Origin of the sequence: Saccharopolyspora sp. 7B, assembly GCF_020177435.1 — a bacterium.
GTDB lineage: Bacteria > Actinomycetota > Actinomycetes > Mycobacteriales > Pseudonocardiaceae > Saccharopolyspora_C > Saccharopolyspora_C gregorii.
In genome coordinates, this window is record NZ_JAIUKC010000048.1 from 1 (window position 1) to 20,859 (window position 20,859).

Genomic DNA, 20,859 nt, shown 5'->3' on the forward strand with positions numbered 1-20,859 from the left:
CCGCCCCCCCCCCCCCCCGCCCCCCCCCGGGGGGCCCCCCCCCCGGGGGGGGGGCCCCGACGCCGGTTCGATCACGGTTCCGGGAACGCCGCCGCGCACCGGTCGACATCGGCCACGTGCGCGGCGATCCGCGCCGGATCGTCGAAGGACGCGCGGAATCCGTTCCGGGCGAGCTCGGCCAGCGCGGCGCGGCCCAGCCCGAGGTGGGCGCGCACCGCCTCGTAGTTGTCGTTGAGGTAGCCGCCGAAGTACGGCGGGTCGTCCGAGTTGACGGTGACCAGCACCCCGGCCTCGACCAGGGCGCGCAGCGGGTGCGCCGCCATCGAGGGCACCACGCGCAACGCGACGTTCGACAACGGGCAGACGGTCAGCGGCACCGCCGCATCGCGCAGCCGCGCCACCAGCTCCGGGTCGTCGATGGCGGCGACGCCGTGGTCGATGCGGTCCGGCCTGCACACGTCGAGGGCTTCGCGCACGTACTCGGCGGGCCCGTCCTCGCCCGCGTGGATCGTGGTGCGGTAGCCGCGGGCGCGGGCGGTCGCGTAGTAGTCGGCGAACTTGGCCGGCGGGTTGCCGCGCTCGGCCGCGCCGAGCCCGACACCCAGCACCCGCTCGCCCCAGGGCCGGATCAGGTCCAGGACTTCCAGCGCGGCGCCCTGCGTGCGGTGCCGCTGGCTGGTGACGAGCAGCGCGCCGTCGATGCCGCACTCGGCCCGGGCGTCGTCGATCGCGGCCAGCACCGGGTCCAGCTGGTCGGCGATCGGCACGCCGGCGTCGAGGAAGGTCTGCACGCCGAGGAACATCTCGGCGCGGCGCACCCCGTCGGCGTCGGCGCGGGCCAGGTAGGCGTGCGCGAGGTCGTAGAAGTCCTGGCCGGTGCGCAGCACCGACGCCGCCCGGAACAGCAGGGCGAGGAAGTGCTCCAGGCCGGTGAACTCGTAGGCGGCGCGCACCTGCTCGACGTCCGGCCAGGGCAGGTCGACGCCGTTGCGGGCGGCGAGCGCGAACAGCAGCTCCGGTTCCAGCGTCCCTTCCAGGTGGACGTGCAGCTCGGCCTTGGGCAGCGCCGGGATGAACGGGTCCGTCATGGCACGACTCCTCAAAAGTGAACTGAACGATTCACTTCTAGTCGTACCCTATCCGAGCAGCCCGCCGATGGCGCGGACGTGCGCCGCGTCCACCCGGGACCGCGGCTCACCGCAGATCAGCTGCAGCTGCAACCCGCGCCACAGCGCGACCACCGCGACCGCGGTCGCCTCCGGATCCGCGACCTCCGGCGCGTCCCGCAACGCCTCGGCGACCACCGCGGTCCACCGGTCGCGGACCTCCGCGAGGAACCCGGCGTACTTGTCGGGCAGGTCGACGGCCATGCCGACGCGCGCGAAGAACAACCGCAGGTGCGGCAGCCGCTCGGGGTCGGCGAGGTGCCCCCAGGCGGCCGCGAGCCGATCCGCGGTCCCGCCCGGCCCGCGCAGCAGCTCCGCGAGCCGGTCGAGCAGCACCGTGCCGCCGAGGATCTCGTCGATCGCCGCGCCGAGCAGCTCGTCCAGCGAACCGAAGTGGTAGAGCAGCATGCGGTTGTTCGAGCCGATCCCCCGCGCCAGCTCGCTCAACGACAACCCGATCACCCCGCGCGCCAGGACGAACTCGCGCGTCAGGCCCAGCAACCGCGCCCGCTCACCAGAACCACTCGCCACCGCCGGATCGTAACCACGCCCGCCCGGGTCGCCGGGAACTCACCGCCGGCCCGACGAACTCACGGCCGGGCGGAGCCGTCCGCGGTACCGCCCCGCGCCGCCCCGCGGTCCGGCCGGGGTCAGCCGCCCCAGCTCGCGATCGGAGCGCCGAGCACCTCCCGGTCGACCTCGATGCCGAGACCGGGTGCGGTTCCGGGCAGCACTCTCCCGCCGATGATCCGGGCGCCCGAGTCCGCCGTGCGCCGGGTGACCATGTCCGCGCAGTTGAGCACGCAGCGCAGCAGCCTCGGCGGCACGGTGGCGCCCAGATGCAGGATCGTGGCGAACGCGATGTCCGAACCCACGGTGTCCTGCACGCTCGCGGTGAGCCCGGCCGCGCGGCAGAGGTCCCGGTGGCGCCGGCTCGGGGTCAGGCCACCCGCCTTGGAGATCTTCAGCCCGATCCCGTCGGCGACGTCCGCCGCGACCAGGTGCGCGAGGTCCCCGTCGGCCTGGGCGAGTTCGTCGACGACGATCGGGACCGGGCACCGGCGGCGCAGCGACGCCGTCTCCCGCCACGTCGCGCAGGGCGCTTCCAAGGTGAAGTCCAGGCCTTCCGGGAGCAGCCGGATCATCCGCAGCGCCGTCTCCGGCAGCAGCCCGCAGTTCGCGTCCACCACGAAGTACTCGCCGGCGCGCCGATCGGCCAGGCAGGCGGCGATGCGTTCGGCGTCCAGCGCGGGCCCGCCTTCGCCGTCCAGCGCGCCGATCTTGATCGAGTGGCCGCGGTAGCCGCGCGCCCGGTGGTCGGCGACCCGCCGCCGCATCTCCTCCGGTTCCCCCGCGTGGATCGAGGAGATCATCGGCATCGGGACGTCCCACGAGCCGCCGAGCAGTGCGCACACCGGCAGGCCGACCGACTTTCCGAACGCGTCCCAGCACGCCACGTCCAGCGGCGTCTTCGCGTGCGGGTGCCCGACGAGCACGTCGTCCATGACGTCGCCGATCCGGTCCACCGCCCGCGGGTCGCGTCCCAGCAGCGCGGGCGCCAGCTCGGCGACGCCCGCGCGGACACCCGCGGCGTGCGCGGCGACGTAGGTGGAGCCGAACGGGGTGCTCTCACCCCAGCCCTCGGTTCCGTCGTCGCACGTGATCCGCACGATCGAGGCGTCGAAGGACTCGTAGGTCCGCCCGCCGGAGAGGGCGTAGACACCGCCCGAGTACGGCAGGTCCACCTGGTAGAGGTCGATCTTCGCTATCCGCATCTGGCACCTTCCTCGTGAGCGTCCGGGCCGGGCTCGTCAGGCGGGTGGCAGGAGCACCAGCTTCCCGACGTGGTCCTTCGCGGCGAAGTCCCGCTGCGCGCGGGCGATCTCCGCCAGCGGGTAGGTGCGGGCGACGACCGGCCGCACCTCGCCGCGCTCGACGTAGCCGACGAGGTTCGCGAAGACCTCGTCCTCCTGGAACGTGCAGCCGAGCACCGCGAGGTCCTTGAGGTACACCGTGCGCAGGTCGACCTCGGTGTGCGGGCCGCCGATCGCCCCGGAGATCGCGCAGCGCCCGCCGGGGCGCAGCACCTCCGGCAGCGACGGGAAAGCGGGTCCGCCGACCAGGTCGAGCACCACGTCGACCGAGGACGTGCCGAGCGCCTCGACGAGGTCCGCACCGCGGTCGACGACCTCGTCGGCGCCCTGGGCCCGGACCGCGTCGGCCTTCACCGCCCCGCACACCGCGATCACCTCGGCCCCGCGCCGCTTCGCCAGCTGCACGGCGGCGAGGCCCACTCCGCCGGACGCGCCGGTGACGAGCACCCGTTCCGCACCGACCGCGGCCCGGTGCAGCATGTTCTCCGCGGTCGAGTAGGCGCACGGCACCGCGGCCAGCTCCGCGTCGCTCCAGTCGCTGCGCACCGCGTAGGTGTCCCGATCGGGCGCGACGGTGAACTGCGCGAACCCGCCGTCGCACTCGCTGCCCAACGTCCAGCACTCGAACGGCCGGAAGCCGACCGGGCTGCGCAGCAGGTTCCGCACCAGCACCGCTGCCCGATCCGGTCGCGGGAGACGCCCGCGCCGACGTCGGCGACGTGGCCGCAGACGTCCGCGCCCTGGATGCGCGGGAAGCGGAGCGCGGCACCCGACCAGGCGGCGTCCGCGCCGTCGAGCCCGGCGACGCCCGCCGCCGCACCGGCACCGGTCGCGGCGGCCACGGACTTCGAGTACCAGCCGATCCGGGTGTTGACGTCCGTGTTGTTCACGCCCGCCGCGGCCACCCGGATCAGCACCTCGCCCGGGCCGGGCCGGGGCACCGGGACGTCGGTGCGGTACTCCAGCACGTCCACCCCGCCGTGGCCGGTCAGGTGCACTGCGGTCATCGTCGTCGGCAGCACGATCCACTCCTCCTCAGGTGGTCCGAACGGGAGCGGGCACGTCCCCTGCACCCGCTCCCGCCGCGAACCGGTGCGCTCCCGTTCCGTGCGGCCCTTCCCCGCGCTCGCACCGGTCGTCGTGGCGCAGGTTCAGCCCGCGCCCTCCCCGGAACGGGGGACGCCCAGCGGGTTCGCCGCCTGCAGCAGCGGTGGCAGCAGGGAGTCGGGGGCGTTCTGGAAGGTGACCGGGCGCAGGAACCGGTCGATCGCCGCGGTGCCCACCGAGGTGTGCGACGGGGCGGTCGTCGCCGGGTACGGGCCGCCGTGCTGCTGCGCGGCCGTCACCGCCACCCCGGTCGGCCACTGGTCGAACACGACCCGCCCGGCGCGGTCCGCGACGAGCTCGACGATGGGGAGCAGCCGGTCCCGTTCGGCGGGCCCGGGATCGCCGGAGGTCTGGACGGTGGCGGTGAGGCTTCCGTCGATCGCGGCCAGCACCTGCCGCAGCTCCTCGTCGGAGGCGTACTCGGCGATCACGGCGGTCGGCCCGAACGTCTCCTCCAGCAGCGCCCCGTCGAGCAGGGTCGACGCGGAACCGGCGTGCACGAGCGCGGGCGCGAACGCGGGCACCCCGGACTCGGTGCGCTGCTCCGCACCACGCACCAACACCTCGACCCCGTCGAGCGCGGCGACCTCGTCGAGCCGCGCCCGGTAGCCGTCCGCGATCTTCGTGGTGAGCATCCGGGCCGCCGGGACCTCCGCGGCCAGCTCGGCGATGCGGGCGGGGAGCCCGGAACCCGCCGGCACCAGCAGGATTCCCGGCTTGGTGCAGAACTGCCCGGCGCCGAGCGTGAACGAGGAGGTGAAGCCGCGGGCGATGTCCGCGCCGCGCTCGCGCTCCGCCTCCTCGGTGACGACGACGGGGTTGATGCTGCCGAGCTCGCCGAAGAACGGGATGGGGTTCGGCCGGGCCGCGGCGACGTCGAACAGCGCGCGGCCGCCCGCCACGGATCCGGTGAACGCGGCCGCCTTGATCCGCGGGTCCTCCAGGGCGTGCCGGCCGTCCTCGATCCCGGTGATCAGCGCGAAGGTGCCGTCCGGCGCGCCCGCCGACCGGAGCGCGTCGCGCACGACCTCCGCGGTGCGCAGCGAGGTCTCCGGGTGCCCGGGGTGCGCCTTGAGCACGACCGGGCAGCCCGCGGCGAGCGCGGAAGCGGTGTCCCCACCGGCCACCGAGAACGCGAACGGGAAGTTGCTCGCGGCGAACACCAGCACCGGCCCGATCGGCAGCAGCACCCGCCGCAGGTCCGGGCGGTGCCCGAGCGCGAAGTCCGGGTCCTCGTGGTCGAACCGGATCCGCAGGTAGGAGCCGTCCCGCAGCAGGTCGGCGAACATCCGAAGCTGCACCGTGGTGCGGGTGACCTCGCCGGTGAGCCGCCCCTCCGGCAGGCCCGACTCCGCGACCGCCACGGGCACCAGCGACCCGGCCGCGGCATCGAGCGCGTCGGCGACGGCGGTGAGCGCGTCCGCGCGCTCGGCAGGGGTGCGCCGCGCCCAGGCGGAGGCCGCGGCAGCGGCGGCCGCGAGCGTGCGGTCGAGGTCCTGCTCGACCGCGCCGCGGACCGGGGTGTCCATCGTGCTCACTGGGAGGTCGTCCTCTCGTTCGGGGAAGGCGTGCGCGGGCGCCGCGGGACGGGCGCGGGCGTCGGGGCGGCGCCGGCTCGCGCGGATCGCCGCGGTGCGCCGGACCGCGGGGCTCGGGCCGCTCCCGGAACCTCCGGCACCGCGGTGGTGCGCTCGGACGGCTGTCACATCGGTGACGTGCACTAGGTGGATGATTAGTTCACATTGTGATCACTAAGCGGCCAGTCTGGACGTCACCGACTCGGAGTGTCAATACTCCGCCAGGGCCCCGATTCCGCCGTCCCCGCTGGACCGCGCGCAGCGGAGCGCGACACCAGCATGCCGCGCAGAACTCGCCATGTGAACGGGACGACCGGTATCCGGACGTTCTGCGCCAACGCTCCGCCCAGGTGACGGCACCCCGGAAGAGCCCACGCCTCCCGACACCCCGGCACGCGGCCCGCGCCCGGCGAGACCGCGGAGGACCACACCGCGTCCCCATTCTTCGCAGTTCGACGGAATCACGCGGTCGGCCAATTCCGCGCGACCCGATACCACACTCCGAAAAAGCAGCCCCTCCGGTCTCCGAAAACGCCGAGAACGGTCTCTCCCGCGGCGCGGCAGGAATGCTGAATCCGCCCCCGAAGAACACCGTGCCGAGTCACGATCGGAGCGCGGCAGTCGGCTCACCGAACGGAGAATCCACCCTCTGAGTACCAGTACTAGCTGGTCAAACCTGCCAACGAACGCAACCCTTGCCACCGCAACGACAATTTTTCGTACACCTCCCCGCCACATCCGAATACTGATGAGATAACACGAATTCAGCCGGACGATCTCAACGAATCGCACGCTAGATCCACTCCGCCGGGCGATCCCGCGCACCGATTCACCTGAGCTAGCCTCCGAACTCCACAGCGCGCGATGCCGAGTTGCACAAGCGCGACATCACCGGTTCCGGAGGAGGTCGACGGTGCCCATCGACGAATTCCCCTTTCCCTCGGCGGTCTGCGGCCCGCTCGACGCGTTCGGCGCCGACCGATGAGCGGCCCCGGGCGAGGATCCGTCGACGCCCGCGCCCACGTCGGCGGGCGGCCCAGCATCGGCGGCGTGATAGCGGGCTTCGCGCTCATAGTGGCCCTGGGTGCGGCGGTCGCCGCGTTGGGAGCCGCGCTGCCGTTCCTGCGCGAGCGGTACGACATCGGCGTCGCCGCCAGCGGGTTCGCGATCGTCGCGTTCAACGTCGGCGCGCTGTTCTCCACCCTCGGATGCGGCCTGGCCGATCGGCGGCTCCCGCCCAGACCCACCGTGCTCGGCCTGCTGGTGCTGTTCGCCGGCGGGCTGGGCGGGGCCGGCGTGGCACCGAGCTGGGCGCTGTTCGTCACCGCGATCATCATCGCCGGGTTCGGCTACGGCGGGATCGCGCTCTACCTCAACACCACGTTCGCGAGCGCGTTCGGCAAGCACAACGTGCTGATGATCAACCTCTTGCAGGCGGCGTTCGGCATCGGCGCGATCATCGGTCCGCTCGCGACGGCGGCCACCGCGGCGGTCGACGTGCGGTGGACGCTGGTGGCGATCGCCGTGGTCACGGCGTGCTGCTGGGCGGCGGCCGGGTGCTGCGCGGCGCGGCGGCGCGAACCCGGGACCGGCTCCGGCGCCGGGTGGAGCTCGATCCGGACCGTGCTGGCGGTCTCGGCACCGTTCGTGATCGTCGGGGTCTGCTACAACGGGCTGGAGACCGCGGTCGGCGCGTGGGCGAGCACGCACCTCACCTGGTCCGGGATGGACCCGGACGCGGCGGCGCGGTCCACGGCGCTGTTCTGGGCGGGGCTGACCGCGGGGCGGGTGATCATCCCGCTGGCGGCGAAGAACCTGCACCCGGCCCTGCTGATCCGCACCTCGCTCGCGGTGTCCGTCGCGATGTTCTCGCTCGCGGCTTCCGGTTCGGCGCCGGTGCTGTGCTACGCGGCGGCCGGGTTCGCGCTGGGTCCGGTGCTGCCCACGACGCTGGCCTGGCTGGGTACCGTCACCCACCGCGCGCAGCTGGCCAACTCGATCCTGCTGACCGGGTGCATGGCCGCGAACGTCACGCACCCGTGGCTGGTCGGGGCCTCCGCGGACCCGGCGGCGCCCTGGTCGATCCCGGCGGTGCTGACCGGGTTCGCCGCGCTCGCGCTGTTCGCGTCGCTGGCCACGACGGCGTTCCGGTCCCGCCGGAGGTCCCGCGACCAGGTGGATCAGCACGTGACGACGAGCTCGTGACGATCAGTCCGAAGTGGACTTCCGCGTGCGCTCGTAGTGCCGCCGGGCCTTCATCCGGTTGCCACAGGTGGCCATCGAGCACCAGCGGGCCCTGTTCGCCTTGCTCCGGTCGAGCAGGAACAGCCGGCACTCGTCGTTGCCGCAGGGCCGCAACCGCCCGGGCAGGTTCTCCGCGACCCAGGCCCACGCCAGCACGGCCCGAGCCGGGAGCAGCACGTCGTCAGCGGCGGCGAGCTCCCAGCTCAGGCCGTCGTCGTCGAGCACCGGACGCCGGTGGACCCCGTCGAGCGCTCCGGCGAGCGCGGAGGGCGGTCGCCGGCCGAGCGCGACGTCGGTGAGCCCGTCCCGAACTTGCCGCAGCAGCCGCAGCTCTCCGGCGCCGCCGGTGCCGCCGTGCGCGGCGGCCCACGCCCGGCCGGCGTCGTCGGTGGCGAGCTCGTCCCGTTCGGTTCCGTCGAGCACCGGCCTGCTGTTGAGCAGCGCCAGCAGCAGTTCCACGTCGTCGACCATCACACCAACCTAACCGCATCGTCACCTGTTGACAGGTTAGCAGGACGCGCTCTAGCGTTCCGCACCTAACCAATAAAAACCAACTGATGGGGTTACGATGCCTGCTGTGCACCACCGGACCGCGACCATCGACGGTCACGAGGTCTTCTACCGCGAAGCCGGCTCCCGCGAGCACCCGACCGTGCTGCTGCTGCACGGCTACCCGACCAGCTCGCACATGTTCCGCGGGCTCATCCCGGCGCTCGCCGACCGCTACCACGTCCTCGCCCCCGACCACCTCGGCTTCGGGCGGTCCGACGCGCCGCCCGCCGACGAGTTCGACTACGGCTTCGACGCGCTCACCACGATCACCGAGCAGCTGCTCGACCGGTTGGACGTGCGGGAGTGCGCCGTCCTCGTGCAGGACTACGGCGCCCCGGTCGGCTGGCGGCTCGCGCTGCGCCGCCCCGAGCGGATCACCGCGATCATCAGCCAGAACGGCAACGCCTACGAAGCCGGTTTCGTCCCCGAGTTCTGGGCGCCGATCTGGGACTACGCCGCCGATCCCGCGCCGGAGAACGAGCAGGCCGTGCGCGGCGCCCTCGGCATCGAGGCGATCCGGTGGCAGTACCTGCACGGCGTCCCGGACCCCAGCCTGGTCAGCCCGGACACCTGGCACCACGACCACGCCCTCCTCTCGCGGCCCGGCAACGACGCGGTGCAGCTGCGGCTGTTCCGCGACTACCCGAGCAACGTGGCGCTCTACCCGCGGGTGCACGAGTACTTCCGGGACAGCCGGGTGCCGCTGCTCGCGGTGTGGGGCGGCAACGACGAGATCTTCGGGCCGGACGGCGCCCGCGCCTTCGCCGAGGACCTGCCCGACGCCGAGATCCACCTGCTCGACGCGGGGCACTTCGCCCTCGAAAGCCACCTCGACACCGCCACCGACCTCATCCGCGACTTCCTCGGCCGGAACCTGCCGCAGAACGACCGGTGACGAGCTCGGCCACGAACGACGCCGGCCGGAGCGACCGGCCACGCCCGACGTGTTGCGCCGGTCAGCGATCGTCCCGGGTGAGCGGGCGATCCCTTCCGTTTTCGGCCTCGTGCGCCCGGAACCTCCCCTTCTCCGTGATCCCGCACGTCGTACCGCACGCCGCCCCGCCACCTCGGTGACCGAGCAGCCGCCGAGCGGGCCACGCAGCCGGTCGGTGGCAGCCGGTCGGTGGCAGCCGGTCGGTGCGGGTTCGGCCGTCGATCGGATTCGCCCTCGGAGGCGATCGCCACGCCTGGAAATGCGGTGCGCTTCGCGGGAAGGTGCGGTGGTGGCCGTACTGGAGTTCCCGAATCCCCCGCTCACCGACGGCACCGTGGCGTTGCGGCCGTGGCGCACGGCCGATGTGCCGCAACGATTCGCCGCCTTCTCCGATCCGCTGTGCCTGCGCTACTCCTGGCCGCACCCGGAACCGTTCACCGCGGAGCACCTGCGGGACCGGGCGGCCGCGGACGAACAGGCGCGGCTCCGCGGGGAGAGGCTGGCGTTCGCCGTGGTCGATCCGCACGATCTCGGCACGGTCCTCGGTGGCGCTGCGCTCTACGACGTGGACCTGGCGCAGCTGCGCGCCCGGATCGGGTACTGGCTCGGTGCGGACTCGCGCGGGCGCGGTGCGGCCACGGGGACCGTTCGCCTGCTGGCGGCGTGGGGCTTCCACGACCTCGGCCTCGCCCGCCTGGAGCTGACCTGCGAGCCGACCAACTCCTCGTCCCGGCGGGTCGCCGAACGGTGCGGATTCACGTTCGAAGGGGTGCTGCGCTCGCACCAGCGGTTCCGGCGCGGGCGGCGCGACACCGCCGTGTTCGGGTTGCTGCCGGGAGAATTGCGGTGATCGGTGTGGCGGTGTGATCCGCGGCGCGCTTCCAGGCTTTCGACGCTGGTCAGCGCGCCGCGGGTGGGTGCGGCGGTCCCGGTGCGCGGGACGGGGGTGGCGCGCGGCCGGGGCGACCCGCACGATCTGGCGGGCGATCAACGCCCCCGGGCGATCGAGATCTAGGAGATGTCATGCCGCTGGCCGATTTCCCCCGCTACCCGCTGCTGTTCGGGCCCAGTCCGATCCACCCGCTGGACCGGCTCACCACCCATCTGGGCGGGGCGCGGATCTGGGCGAAGCGGGAGGACTGCAACTCCGGGCTCGCCTACGGCGGCAACAAGACCCGCAAGCTGGAGTACATCGTCCCGGACGTGCTCGCCTCCGGCGCCGACACGCTGGTGTCCATCGGCGGCTACCAGTCCAACCACACCCGCCAGGTCGCCGCGGTGGCCGCGAAGCTCGGACTCGGGGCGCGGCTCGTGCAGGAGAAGTGGGTGGACTGGCCGGACGCGGTCAACGACAAGGTCGGCAACATCCTGCTGTCCCGGATCATGGGCGCCGATGTGCGGCTGGACCCCGCCGGGTTCGACATCGGCATCCGCGAGTCCTGGGAAGAGGCGATGGACGAGGTGCGGGCCGCGGGCGGCACCCCCTACGGCATCCCGGCCGGAGCGTCGGAGCACCGGCTCGGCGGGCTCGGTTTCGCGGGCTGGGCCGACGAGGTCGCGCAGCAGGAGGAGCAGCTCGGGGTCTTCTTCGACACCATCGTCGTCTGCACCGTCACCGGTTCCACCCACGCGGGCATGATCGCCGGGTTCGCCGGGCAGGACCGGCCGCGGCGCGTCATCGGCATCGACGCCTCCGCGACGCTGGACAAGACCCGCGCGCAGGTCGAGCGGATCGCGCGGCACACCGCCGAGCTGGTCGGCCTCGGCCGCGAACTGCGCGAGGACGAGATCACCGTGCTCGAAGGCTGGGCGGGTGATCGCTACGGCATCCCGGTGCGGTCGACGCTCGACGCGATCCGGCTCAGCGGCAGCCTCGAAGGCATGATCATCGACCCGGTGTACGAGGGGAAGTCCATGGCCGGGCTGATCGACCTGGTGCGCGACGGGGAGATCGGCCGCGACTCCAACGTCCTCTACGCCCACCTGGGCGGCCAGCCCGCGCTCAACGCCTACGCGGGCGCCTTCGCCTGACCGCGGGTGGACGAGCCCCGGCGAACGGGCCGTCACCCGGTGCGGATGCGCCGGGCGACGGTCGCCCCGGCGTTCTCCGCCCGTCGGACGCGGTGCCGGGGAGGTGCGCAGCGGACCGTCAGGGCCCGGCGGCGGTGGCCGCGTCGAGGAACCCGCGCACCAGGTCGTTCGGACGGCCCGGGTGCACGAGGTGCACCGCGCTCGGCGGGGCCCCGGTGAGCGGCACGAACCGCACCGCCGGGTGGTGGGTGCGGCGGCGCGCGACGTCCGGGACGACGCCGATGCCGCGATCCGCGGCGACCGATTCGAGCCATTCGTCGAAGTTCCCGGTCTCCACGACGCGTTCCGGCCCCCGCCCCACCGGGAACGACCACGGTCCGGTGGTGCCGCTGCGGACGTTGACGACCAGCGGCCAGGACGGGACCTCCGACCAGTCGAGCCCGCTGCTCGGCAGGGCGCTGCGCCGCGCGCACACCGCGACCCGCGCTTCGTCGTGCAGGTGCACGGCCCGCGACCCCGGCGGGGCGTCCCGGGGCGCACCGCGGACGACGGCGACGTCCACCGCTCCCCCGCCCAGCTCGCGCAGCGGATCATCGCAGCGCACCAGCTGGACCGAGGCGCCGGTGGCGCGTTCGAAGCGGGTCATCGCGCGCTGCGCCCACGGGTCCGGCAGCAGCCAGCTGAACCCGAGCCGGACCGTGCGGCCCGCGCGCACCGCCGCGACACCGCGCCCCAGCGCGGCCAGGACCTGCTCGGCGTGGCCGAGGAACTCCCGGCCCGCCGCGGTGGGCCCGACCTGCCCGGCGGAGCGGTCGACCAGCTCCACGCCGAGGACCTTCTCCAGCTGCGCGACGGTGCGGCTCAACGCGGGCTGGGTGATCAGCAGGTCCTCGGCGGCGCGGGAGAACGAGCCGCGCCGCACCACCGCGACGAACGCCCGCAGGTGCCGCAGCTCCACGTCCACCGCCTGCACCCCGCTCCACCTCGCGCCATGCCCGGCAGGCATGCAACCAGCCCGATCGGCATTTCACAAGGAGATCCCGGCCGCTTAGCGTCGAGCGCACCATGAACCTCGACACCTCCGAACGCACCGGTTCTCCCCTTCCCGTCGTCGTCGGCTCGGCAGCCGCGCTGGCCGCGGCGATGGGGGTCGGCCGGTTCGCCTTCACCCCGATCCTGCCGCTGATGCAGGCCCAGGCCGGCCTGTCCGCCGGGCTCGGCGCCTCGCTGGCCACGGTCAACTACGCCGGTTACCTCGCCGGTGCGCTGGTCGGGATCGCCGCGCCCGGCGTGGTGCGCTCGACGGCGGTGCTGCGCGGATCGCTGCTCGCGCTGGTGGCGAGCCTGGCGCTGATGCCGGTGCTGACCGGTGCCGCCGCGTGGTCGGCGCTGCGGCTGGTGGCGGGCGTCGCCAGCGCGCTGATCTTCATGATCGCGGTGAGCACGGCGCTGTCCCGGCTGAGCGGGCACGCGCAGCACTGGACCGGCTGGGTGTTCGGCGGCGTCGGCGGCGGGATCGCCGCGTCCGGGCTGCTGGTGCTGGCGCTGCGCACCGCGGGCGGCTGGCGGGAGGCGTGGTGGGCGTGCGCGCTGCTCGCGGCGCTGCTCAGCGCGTTCGCGTGGCGGCTGGTTCCCGGAACACGGCCGGGAGCGGTGGCGGCGGAGCCCGCCGTCCCGCGCGCGCACCGGTGGTTCGCGCCGCTGCTGGCCGGATACGCGCTGGAGGGCGTCGGGTACATCATCGCCGGGACGTTCCTGGTCGCGGCGATCGAGCGGACCGCGCCGGGCGCGCTCGGCAGCGGGGCCTGGGTGCTGGTCGGGCTCGCCGCGCTGCCCTCGTGCGCGGTGTGGGCCCGGTTGTCCCTGCGTTGGAGCAGGCCCGCGCTGCTGCTCACCGCGCTGCTGGTGCAGTCCGCCGGGATCGCGCTGCCCGCGCTGCTCGGCGGCGCCGTTCCCGCGCTGGTGTCGGCCGCGCTGTTCGGCGCGACGTTCATGGGGATCAGCAACCTCGCGCTCGCCGTCGGGCGGGACCTGGCGGTCCCGCGGGCGGTGGCGATGCTGACCGCCGGCTACAGCGCGGGCCAGATCCTCGGGCCGCTGCTGGCCGCGCCGCTGCTGAGCGGCGGCTACGACCGGGTGCTGCTGCTGGCCGGGGCGATCGTGCTGGCGGCGGCGGCCGCGGCCGCGGCGGTCCGCTTCCGCTACCCGCTCGCGTCCCCGCGCCCGGCGATCGCGCCCCGGTGAACGGCCCGTCGGCGGGGGCCGTCCACCCGGCCGCCTGCCTGCGAACCCGCCCGGTGAGTTCTTCCGCTGAGCCGCCGACCATCCGCCCAGCCCGACCACCAGCGGGTTCCGCCACCCCCGCACGAGCAGAAGTGGAGGGACGGGCGGTGAGCGATCAGGCGGCGGCGAGTTCGGCCTCCCGGCGGGTGAGCACCTTCGGACCGTCCTCGGTGATGGCGACGGTGTGCTCGGAGTGCGCGGTGCGGGAGCCGTCGGCGGAGCGGATCGTCCAGCCGTCCTCGTCGTAGATGATCTGGTCGGTGGTGCGCGCGAACCACGGCTCCAGCGCGAGGGTCAGCCCGGTGCGCAGCTTCAGCCCGCGCCCGGCGCGGCCCCGGTTGGCGACGTGCAGCTCCTCGTGCATGGTGCGGCCGATGCCGTGCCCGCCGAACTCGGTGTTGACCGGGTAGCCGTAGTCGCAGGCGACCGCGTAGATCGCCGCCGAGATGTCCCCGATGCGGTTGCCGGGGCGCGCGGCCTCGATCGCCGCCTCCAGCGCTTCCTCGGTGGCGCGGATGATCCGCTGGTCCTCCGCGGCGGGCGTGCCGACGATGACGGTGCGCGCCGAGTCCGCGGCCCAGCCGTCGATCTTGACCGCGAGGTCGGCGGTGAGCACGTCGCCGTCGCGCAGGGTGTAGTCGTGCGGTTTCCCGTGCAGCACCGCGTCGTTGACCGCCAGGCAGATGACGTTGCGGAACGGGCCCTTGCCGAAGGACGGCGCGTAGTCCCAGTAGCAGGATTCCGCGCCGCGCTTCTCGATCATGCCGCGCGCGTGGTGCTCCAGGTCCATCAGGTTGACGCCCACGTCGGCGATCCGGCCGATCTCGGAGAGCACTTCGGCCACGAAGCGGCCGGTCACGTGCATGCGTTCGATCTCCGCGGACGTCTTCAACTCGATCAAGGAAACCTCATCAGGGGTGGTCGGTATAGTTATACCGGAAACGCTAGCACTGGACGGTATAGTAATACCAACCCTATCCTGGTCGCATGGTCCGCCAACCGCTCACACCCCAGCAGATCGAAGCAGGCAGGCGCCTCGGGTCCCTGCTGCGCCAGGCGCGAGCCGACCGGGACCTGGTGGAGGTCGCGCAGGCGGCGGGCATCTCACCGGAGACGCTGCGCAAGATCGAGACCGGCAGGCTGCCCTCCCCCGGCTTCGGCACGATCATCTGCCTCGGCGAGGCCCTCGACCTGCCGGTGGAGGAACTGGCCGCCACCTGGCGCGGCGCCGACCAGCCCCTCGAAGCCGCCGGCTAGCCGGCCCGGCGCCCCGGAAGAGCGCCGTCCGGCCCCCCAACGGGACTACCCCAGCTCCAGGCGCACGTCGTAGTCGCGCAGCCAGCGATCCAGCTGGATCACGTTCTCCATGTCCCGGCGGCGGAAGTTCACGCTGTTCTCCCCCGGATCGCTCGCCAGCCGCTCCCGGGCGCGCCGCTCGTCCAGCAGCGGGCCGACCGGGGAGTCCGAGTCGTCGAGCAGATCGGCGAGTTCGCGGCGCACCGCCCGCTCGTACTCGGTGTCCTGGGTGGCCGGGTAGTGCGCCTTCTTCCGCCCGAAGATGGAGTCGGGCAGCAGGTCGCGGGTGGCGGCGCGCAGCAGGCCCTTCTCCTGTCCGCCCGCGATCTTGGCGGACCACGGGGCGTTGAACACGTACTCGACCAGCCGGTGGTCGCAGAACGGGACGCGGACCTCTACCCCGGCGGCCATGCTCATCCGGTCGACGCGGTCCAGCAGCAGACGGCCGAACCGGCTCAGGTTGAGGTAGGTGAGCTCGCGCATCCGCGCGTCGGCGGCCGGCTCCCCGTCCAGCCGCGGCACTTCGGCCAGGGCCTCGCGGTAGCGCTCGCGGCGGTAGCCGGGCAGGTCCAGCAGCTTCCACAACTCCGGGGACAGCAACGTGGTGTCCGCGGTGCCCTCCCCGGCGAAGGTGTGCTCGGCGTCGGCGAGCCACGGGAACGTGTCCGCGTCGCGCAGCGCTTCGTCGTGGAACCAGCGGTACCCGGCGAACAGCTCGTCGGCCGCCTCCCCGGACAGCACCACCGGCGTGTGCTGCCGGACGCCGGCGAACAACCGGTGGATCGAGACGTCCATGTCGCCCATGAACAGCGGCAGGTCGTAGGCGCGCAGGCAGGTGAGCCGGTGCCCGGGATCGGCCAGTTCGTCCGGGGAGAAGGTGAGCGTGCGGTGGTCGGCGCCGACGTGCCGGGCCAGCTCCTCGGCGAACGGCCGGTCCGGGGAGCCGCGGCCGACGTCGGCGGTGAAGTTCTCGGCCTGCCCGGTGAAGTCCACTGCGAACGATCGGACCGGACCGTCGCCCCGCTCGGCGAGGGCTCGTCCGGTGAGCGCGGTGATCGCGCTGGAGTCCAGCCCGCCGGACAGCAGCGTGCCGCAGCCGACGTCGGAGGTGAGCTGGCGTTCGACCGCTCCGCCCAGCAGCCGCCGCACGGTGGCGACGGTGGTGTCGTGGTCGTCGGTGTGCTCGCGGGCGGTCAGCCGCCAGTAGCGGCGGGTCGTGGTGCCCTCGGGGCTGATCCGCACGATCTCGGCCGGTTCGACCTCGTAGACGCCGCGGTAGCTCGCGGTGCGCGGGGTCTTGACGAAGGCCAGCAGTTCGCGCAAGCCGTCGACGTCCACCACGGGTTCGACGAGCGGGTGGGTCAGCAGCGCCTTCGGTTCGGAACCGAACAGCACCCCGCTCGGCGTCGGGTGGTAGTAGATCGGTTTGATCCCGGCGCGGTCCCGGACCAGCAGCAGGCTGCGGCGCGCCGGGTCCCAGACGGCGAGGCCGAACATGCCGTCGAGGCGTTCGGCGAAGGACTCGCCCCATTCCGCGTAGGCGTGCAGCACCACTTCGGCGTCGGTACCGGTGCCGAAGCGGTGGCCGCGGCCGCGCAGTTCGGCGCGGAGTTCGGCGTGGTTGTAGACGGCGCCGCTGAAGCTGAGCACGGCGGTGGTGCGCCCGTCCTCGTCGAGGACCATCGGCTGCCGCCCGCGCTGCGGGTCGAGCACCGCCAGCCTGCGGTGCGCCAGACCCGCGTCCGCGTCGAGCCACACGTCCCCGCCGTCGGGGCCGCGGTGGCGCAGCGCCTCGCCCATGGCGCGCACCGCGGCCCCTTCGCCGCGGAGGTCGCGGTCGAAGTCGACCCAACCGGCGATTCCGGACATCGCGTGCTCCTCTCATTCCTGCCAGTGCGGCCGCGAAACTACTACAGTTCAGAACTGTTGCACATCACCAGAGGTGAAGACGAAAACGGCGTTCTGGTAGGAAGTGCGCATGACGGTGAGGACGTTGCAGCGCACGAGCCTGCCCGGCCAGGTCATCGCCCAGGTGCAGGACCTGATCCGCCGCGGCGAGTGGCCGGTCGGGACCAAGCTGCCCCCCGAGACGCAGCTGGCCCGCGACATGGGCGTCGGGCACAGCACCGTCCGGGAGGCGCTGCGCGCCATGGCCCACTTCGGCATGTTGGAGACCCGCCCCGGCAGCGGGACCTTCGTGCGCGCCGACAGCGATCTCGCCGCCTCGCTGTCCCGGCGGATCTCCGCGGACGCGCTGGAAGGCCTCGAAGCGCGCAACAGCCTGGAGCGCGACGCGGCCCGGCTGGCGACGCTGCGCCGCACCGACGACGACCTCGCCGCGCTGCGCGAGCACCTCCACGCGCAGCACGCCGCCTACGACGACGGCGACGCCGACCGGTACGCCGAAGCCGACGTCGAGTTCCACCGCTCGCTGGTGGCCGCCGCGCACAACAGCGTCCTCGACGAGCTCTACGCCGGGCTGACGGTGGTGCTGCGCCGCACCATCGGCAGCGCGGTCGCCGAACTGCAGCACGAGCACTCGCACCTGCACGCCTCGCACGTCGACCTCGTCGACGCGGTCGAACGCCGCGACGCGGCCGCCGCGGACCGCGCGGTCGGGGAACACCTCGCCCTCGCCGAGGACCTGTTCCGCCGTTCCTGATCGGCTCCGGCGCCGGGCCGGGGACCGCCTTATGCTGCCCGCGACGGCGCCGGGCGCACCTGCACGCACCGGTGCGCAGGGACCACCGGGACGGGTGCACGTTGACGATGCCGCGCTTCTACCGGCAGCGGCGCGCGCTGCTGCGGGCCCTGGACAGCGAGCCGCTGGCCGCCGCCGCGCTCGCCGCCGCCACCCTCATCGCCCTGGTGTGGGCGAACCTCGGCAGCGGCTACGACGACTTCTGGTCCACCGAGGCCGGGGTGCGGATCGGCGGGCTGGACCTGTCGATGTCCGCCTCGGACTGGGTGGACGACGCGGTGATGGCGGTGTTCTTCTTCTCCGTCGGGCTGGACGTCCGGCGCGAGTTCACCCTCGGCGAGCTGCGCGACCGCAGGCGCGCGGTGCTGCCGGTGTGCGCGGCGCTCGGCGGGCTGGTCGTGCCGGTGCTGCTGTTCCTCGCGCTCAACGCCGGATCGGCGGCCGCGCCCGCCTGGGGCGTGGTGATCTCCACCGACACCGCGTTCGCGCTGGGCATGCTGGCGCTGGTCGGCCCGCGGAAGGCGCCGCGGCTGCGGGTCTTCCTGCTCACGCTCGCCGTCGTGGACGACATCGGCGCGCTGGGCGTGATCGCGCTGTTCTACACCGACGACCTCTCCCCCGGCTGGCTCGCGGTGGCCGCCGCCGGGCTGGTGCTGATCTGGCTGCTGCAGCGCTTCCGGATCTGGCGGGTGATGCCGTACCTGGTGGTCGGGATGGGGGTGTGGCTGGCGATGCACCTGTCCGGGGTGCACCCGACGCTCGCCGGGGTGCTGATCGCGCTGCTGATGCCGGTCTACCCGACGCGGCTGGAGGACGTGGACACCGCCTCGAAGGTGGTGCACCAGTTCCGGCAGGCCCCGGCGGCCCGCGTGGCCCGGCTCGCGCGGTGGAGCATCGACCGGTCGGTGCCGATGAACCAGCGGCTCACCGACCTGCTGCAGAGCTACGTCAACTTCCTCGTCGTGCCGCTGTTCGCGCTGTCCAACGCCGGGGTCCCGCTGTCCGGGCAGGCGCTGTCGGCGGCGCTGAGCTCCCGGCTGACCTGGGGCGTGGTCGCCGGGCTGGTGCTCGGGAAGTTCCTCGGCATCGCGGGCACCTCCACGCTGGTGCGGCGGCTGGTGCCGGGTACCCGCGCGCCGAGCCTCGACGTGCCGCGACTGGCCGGGGTCGGGGCCCTGTCCGGGATGGGCTTCACGATCTCGCTGCTGGTGGTGGACCTGGCGCTGTCCGATCCGGCGTTGCGGGACGAGGCGCGGGTCGGCGTGCTGCTCGCGTCCGCGCTCGCGCTGGGGCTGTCCTGGGCGGTGTTCGCCGCGGGCAACCGGCTGCGGCCGCTGCCCGCACCCGCCGGGCGCACCCTGCAGCGGGAGGTCGACCCGGAACGCGACCACATCCGCGGGCCGGTCGACGCGCGGACCACGATCGTCGTCTACGCCGCGCTGGACCACCGCTACCGGACCCGCACCTTCGAGGTGGAGAACGAGGTCCGCCACCTGCTCGGCGACGAGTTCCGGCTGGTGTTCCGGCACCACGTCACCGCGCAGCCGGACTTCGTGCGGGCGCTGGCGATCGAGGCGGCGGGCGCGCAGGACCGGTTCTGGGAGATGCACGACGCGATCTCCGAGCAGCGCGGCGAACCGGACGCCCGGCTGCTGCGCGGCATCGCGGCCGACCTGGGCCTTGACGTGGAGCGGTTCGTGCACGACGTGCGCACCTACGCCCACCTGGGCCGCATCGAGGACGACAACCTCGACGCCGACACGGCCTCGTTGCCGGACCAGGCCGTGTTCTACGTCGACGGGCACAAGCTCGAAGGCCCGGCCAACTCGTGGAACATCACCCGCACCGCCCGCCTCAGCCGATGACCCGCCCCCCGACGAACCAAGCAGTCTTCCTGTCAGCGGCGAAGCCGCTGAGCCGCCGACCACGCACGCAGCAGGACCACCCGCGGGTTCTCAGCGTCCTCCTCGCGAGGACAGCGTTTTCTCCTGTGGCGGAGCCACCGGTGAAAACGATCCCGCAGCGAGGAGGACGCTGAGGTCCCGCCACCCGAGCACCACGCAGCAAGAGTTCGAAGACAAGGAAGCAACGAATGACCACGCCCGTGGGGTTCACCCTGGTGCAGCTGCGCTACTTCGTCACCGCGGCCGAGCGCGGCTCGATGACCGCGGCCGCCGACGAGCTGCGCATCGCGCAGTCGGCGGTCTCCTCCGCGGTCGCCAACCTGGAGCACGAGCTGCGGCTGCAGCTGTTCATCCGGCACCGGGCCCGCGGCCTCACCCTCACCTCCGCCGGGGAACGACTGCTGCAGCAGGCCCGCGACCTGCTGACCCGCGCCCGCGACGTCGAGGCGGAGGCGCGCGGCAGCGGCGGCTCCGTCAGCGGCCCGGTGGCGATCGGCTGCTTCGTGACGCTCGCGCCGTACTACCTGCCCGCCCTGTTCGCCTCCTGCGGCGAGCACTACCCGGACGTCGAGCTGACCGTGGTGGAGGACGAGGCCGAGCACCTGCACCAGGCGCTGCGCACCGGGCGGATCGACTTCGCGCTGACCTACGGGTTGGGCACGCCCACCGACGCCGACCTGCGGCGGGAGACGATCGACCTGGCGCCCGCGCACGTGATCGTCCCGGCCGGGCACCGGCTCGCCGACCGGGAGGCGGTGGACCTCGCGGAACTGGCGACCGATCCGATGGTGCTGCTGGACCTGCCCTACAGCCGCGACTACTTCCGCGAGGTCGTGGCGTCCTCCGGCACCGCGCCGGACGTGCGGTACCGCAGCCGGAGCTACGAGACGGTGCGCTCCCTCGTCGCGCAGGGCCTCGGGTACTCGATCCTCAACCAGCGGCCGCGGACCGCGCAGACCTACGGCGGCGGCGAGGTCGTCGCCCTCGACCTGCTCGGGGACCGCCCGCCGCTGGAAGTGACGATCACCTCGGTCGGCGGCGTGCGGCAGACCGCGCGTGCCCGCGCCGTGATGGACCTGTTGCGGGACGTGCGCTAGCCACCGGTCCGGCAACACGCCCGCAACCGCGCCGGAATCCGCCCGACATCATCTGTTCTTCAGCTCACGCGCAGCGAAAACATCTATTGGACG

General features: G+C 73.4%; 18 protein-coding genes and 1 pseudogene. 9 read left to right on the forward strand and 10 right to left on the reverse strand.

Going from position 1 to position 20,859, the window contains the following annotated elements; all coding sequences use genetic code 11:
* Positions 1–71 precede the first annotated feature (71 nt).
* The 6 genes and pseudogenes from add to LCD33_RS09120 all read right to left on the reverse strand — a co-directional run bounded on the left by add (position 72) and on the right by LCD33_RS09120 (position 5,676).
* Positions 72–1,088: an adenosine deaminase gene (gene add / locus LCD33_RS09095; protein WP_224961569.1), complete on the reverse strand. Its 1,017-nt coding sequence runs from the start codon at positions 1,086–1,088 to the stop codon at positions 72–74.
* A gap of 48 nt (positions 1,089–1,136) precedes the next feature.
* A complete protein-coding gene (locus LCD33_RS09100; protein WP_224961567.1) occupies positions 1,137–1,697 on the reverse strand; it encodes a TetR/AcrR family transcriptional regulator in 561 nt (186 codons plus the stop codon).
* A gap of 119 nt (positions 1,698–1,816) precedes the next feature.
* Positions 1,817–2,941 carry a mandelate racemase/muconate lactonizing enzyme family protein gene (locus LCD33_RS09105; RefSeq protein WP_224961565.1) on the reverse strand — a complete coding sequence of 375 codons (1,125 nt, stop codon included), beginning with the start codon at positions 2,939–2,941 and terminating at the stop codon, positions 1,817–1,819.
* Between the two features lie 36 nt (positions 2,942–2,977).
* Complete coding sequence (locus LCD33_RS09110; RefSeq protein ID WP_224961563.1) at positions 2,978–3,712, reverse strand: zinc-binding dehydrogenase; 735 nt, start codon at positions 3,710–3,712, stop codon at positions 2,978–2,980.
* 23 nt (positions 3,713–3,735) lie between these two features.
* A pseudogene (locus LCD33_RS09115) lies at positions 3,736–4,047 on the reverse strand (alcohol dehydrogenase); the annotation flags it as partial.
* Between the two features lie 144 nt (positions 4,048–4,191).
* Positions 4,192–5,676, reverse strand: coding sequence for an aldehyde dehydrogenase (NADP(+)) (locus LCD33_RS09120; RefSeq protein WP_224977725.1), 1,485 nt, complete (start codon positions 5,674–5,676; stop codon positions 4,192–4,194).
* A gap of 1,098 nt (positions 5,677–6,774) precedes the next feature.
* Here LCD33_RS09120 and LCD33_RS09125 point away from each other — a divergent pair.
* Complete coding sequence (locus LCD33_RS09125; protein ID WP_224965837.1) at positions 6,775–7,929, forward strand: sugar MFS transporter; 1,155 nt, start codon at positions 6,775–6,777, stop codon at positions 7,927–7,929.
* 3 nt (positions 7,930–7,932) lie between these two features.
* Here the strand turns inward: LCD33_RS09125 and LCD33_RS09130 are convergent, their stop codons facing one another.
* A complete protein-coding gene (locus tag LCD33_RS09130) occupies positions 7,933–8,439 on the reverse strand; it encodes a CGNR zinc finger domain-containing protein (RefSeq protein ID WP_224961559.1) in 507 nt (168 codons plus the stop codon).
* Between the two features lie 97 nt (positions 8,440–8,536).
* Here LCD33_RS09130 and LCD33_RS09135 point away from each other — a divergent pair, with 97 nt between their 5' ends.
* The 3 genes from LCD33_RS09135 to LCD33_RS09145 all read left to right on the forward strand — a co-directional run bounded on the left by LCD33_RS09135 (position 8,537) and on the right by LCD33_RS09145 (position 11,485).
* A complete protein-coding gene (locus LCD33_RS09135; protein ID WP_224961557.1) occupies positions 8,537–9,415 on the forward strand; it encodes an alpha/beta fold hydrolase in 879 nt (292 codons plus the stop codon).
* Positions 9,416–9,743: 328 nt separating this feature from the next.
* On the forward strand, positions 9,744–10,304 hold the full coding sequence (locus LCD33_RS09140) for a GNAT family N-acetyltransferase (RefSeq protein ID WP_224961556.1): 561 nt from the start codon (positions 9,744–9,746) through the stop codon (positions 10,302–10,304).
* Between the two features lie 173 nt (positions 10,305–10,477).
* The gene (locus tag LCD33_RS09145) at positions 10,478–11,485 is read left to right on the forward strand and encodes a 1-aminocyclopropane-1-carboxylate deaminase (protein WP_224961554.1); all 1,008 of its coding nucleotides are present in this window, start codon (positions 10,478–10,480) and stop codon (positions 11,483–11,485) included.
* 118 nt (positions 11,486–11,603) lie between these two features.
* Here LCD33_RS09145 and LCD33_RS09150 read toward each other — a convergent pair whose 3' ends face one another.
* Positions 11,604–12,458, reverse strand: coding sequence for a LysR family transcriptional regulator (locus LCD33_RS09150; RefSeq protein ID WP_224961551.1), 855 nt, complete (start codon positions 12,456–12,458; stop codon positions 11,604–11,606).
* A gap of 92 nt (positions 12,459–12,550) precedes the next feature.
* On the opposite strand from LCD33_RS09150, the gene LCD33_RS09155 reads away from it, so the two are divergent.
* On the forward strand, positions 12,551–13,729 hold the full coding sequence (locus tag LCD33_RS09155) for a YbfB/YjiJ family MFS transporter (RefSeq protein ID WP_224961549.1): 1,179 nt from the start codon (positions 12,551–12,553) through the stop codon (positions 13,727–13,729).
* Between the two features lie 154 nt (positions 13,730–13,883).
* Here LCD33_RS09155 and map read toward each other — a convergent pair whose 3' ends face one another.
* A complete protein-coding gene (gene map / locus LCD33_RS09160; protein WP_224961546.1) occupies positions 13,884–14,669 on the reverse strand; it encodes a type I methionyl aminopeptidase in 786 nt (261 codons plus the stop codon).
* Positions 14,670–14,755: 86 nt separating this feature from the next.
* On the opposite strand from map, the gene LCD33_RS09165 reads away from it, so the two are divergent.
* Complete coding sequence (locus tag LCD33_RS09165; protein WP_224961544.1) at positions 14,756–15,025, forward strand: helix-turn-helix transcriptional regulator; 270 nt, start codon at positions 14,756–14,758, stop codon at positions 15,023–15,025.
* A 45-nt stretch (positions 15,026–15,070) separates the two neighbouring features.
* Here LCD33_RS09165 and asnB read toward each other — a convergent pair whose 3' ends face one another.
* On the reverse strand, positions 15,071–16,933 hold the full coding sequence (gene asnB, locus LCD33_RS09170; protein ID WP_224977720.1) for an asparagine synthase (glutamine-hydrolyzing): 1,863 nt from the start codon (positions 16,931–16,933) through the stop codon (positions 15,071–15,073).
* Between the two features lie 109 nt (positions 16,934–17,042).
* Here asnB and LCD33_RS09175 point away from each other — a divergent pair, with 109 nt between their 5' ends.
* From LCD33_RS09175 to LCD33_RS09185, 3 genes are all read left to right on the forward strand, one after another.
* Complete coding sequence (locus LCD33_RS09175; protein ID WP_224961540.1) at positions 17,043–17,726, forward strand: FadR/GntR family transcriptional regulator; 684 nt, start codon at positions 17,043–17,045, stop codon at positions 17,724–17,726.
* Positions 17,727–17,797: 71 nt separating this feature from the next.
* On the forward strand, positions 17,798–19,630 hold the full coding sequence (gene nhaA / locus LCD33_RS09180) for a Na+/H+ antiporter NhaA (protein ID WP_224965834.1): 1,833 nt from the start codon (positions 17,798–17,800) through the stop codon (positions 19,628–19,630).
* 227 nt (positions 19,631–19,857) lie between these two features.
* A complete protein-coding gene (locus tag LCD33_RS09185) occupies positions 19,858–20,766 on the forward strand; it encodes a LysR family transcriptional regulator (RefSeq protein ID WP_224962774.1) in 909 nt (302 codons plus the stop codon).
* The last annotated feature ends 93 nt before the right edge of the window (positions 20,767–20,859 follow it).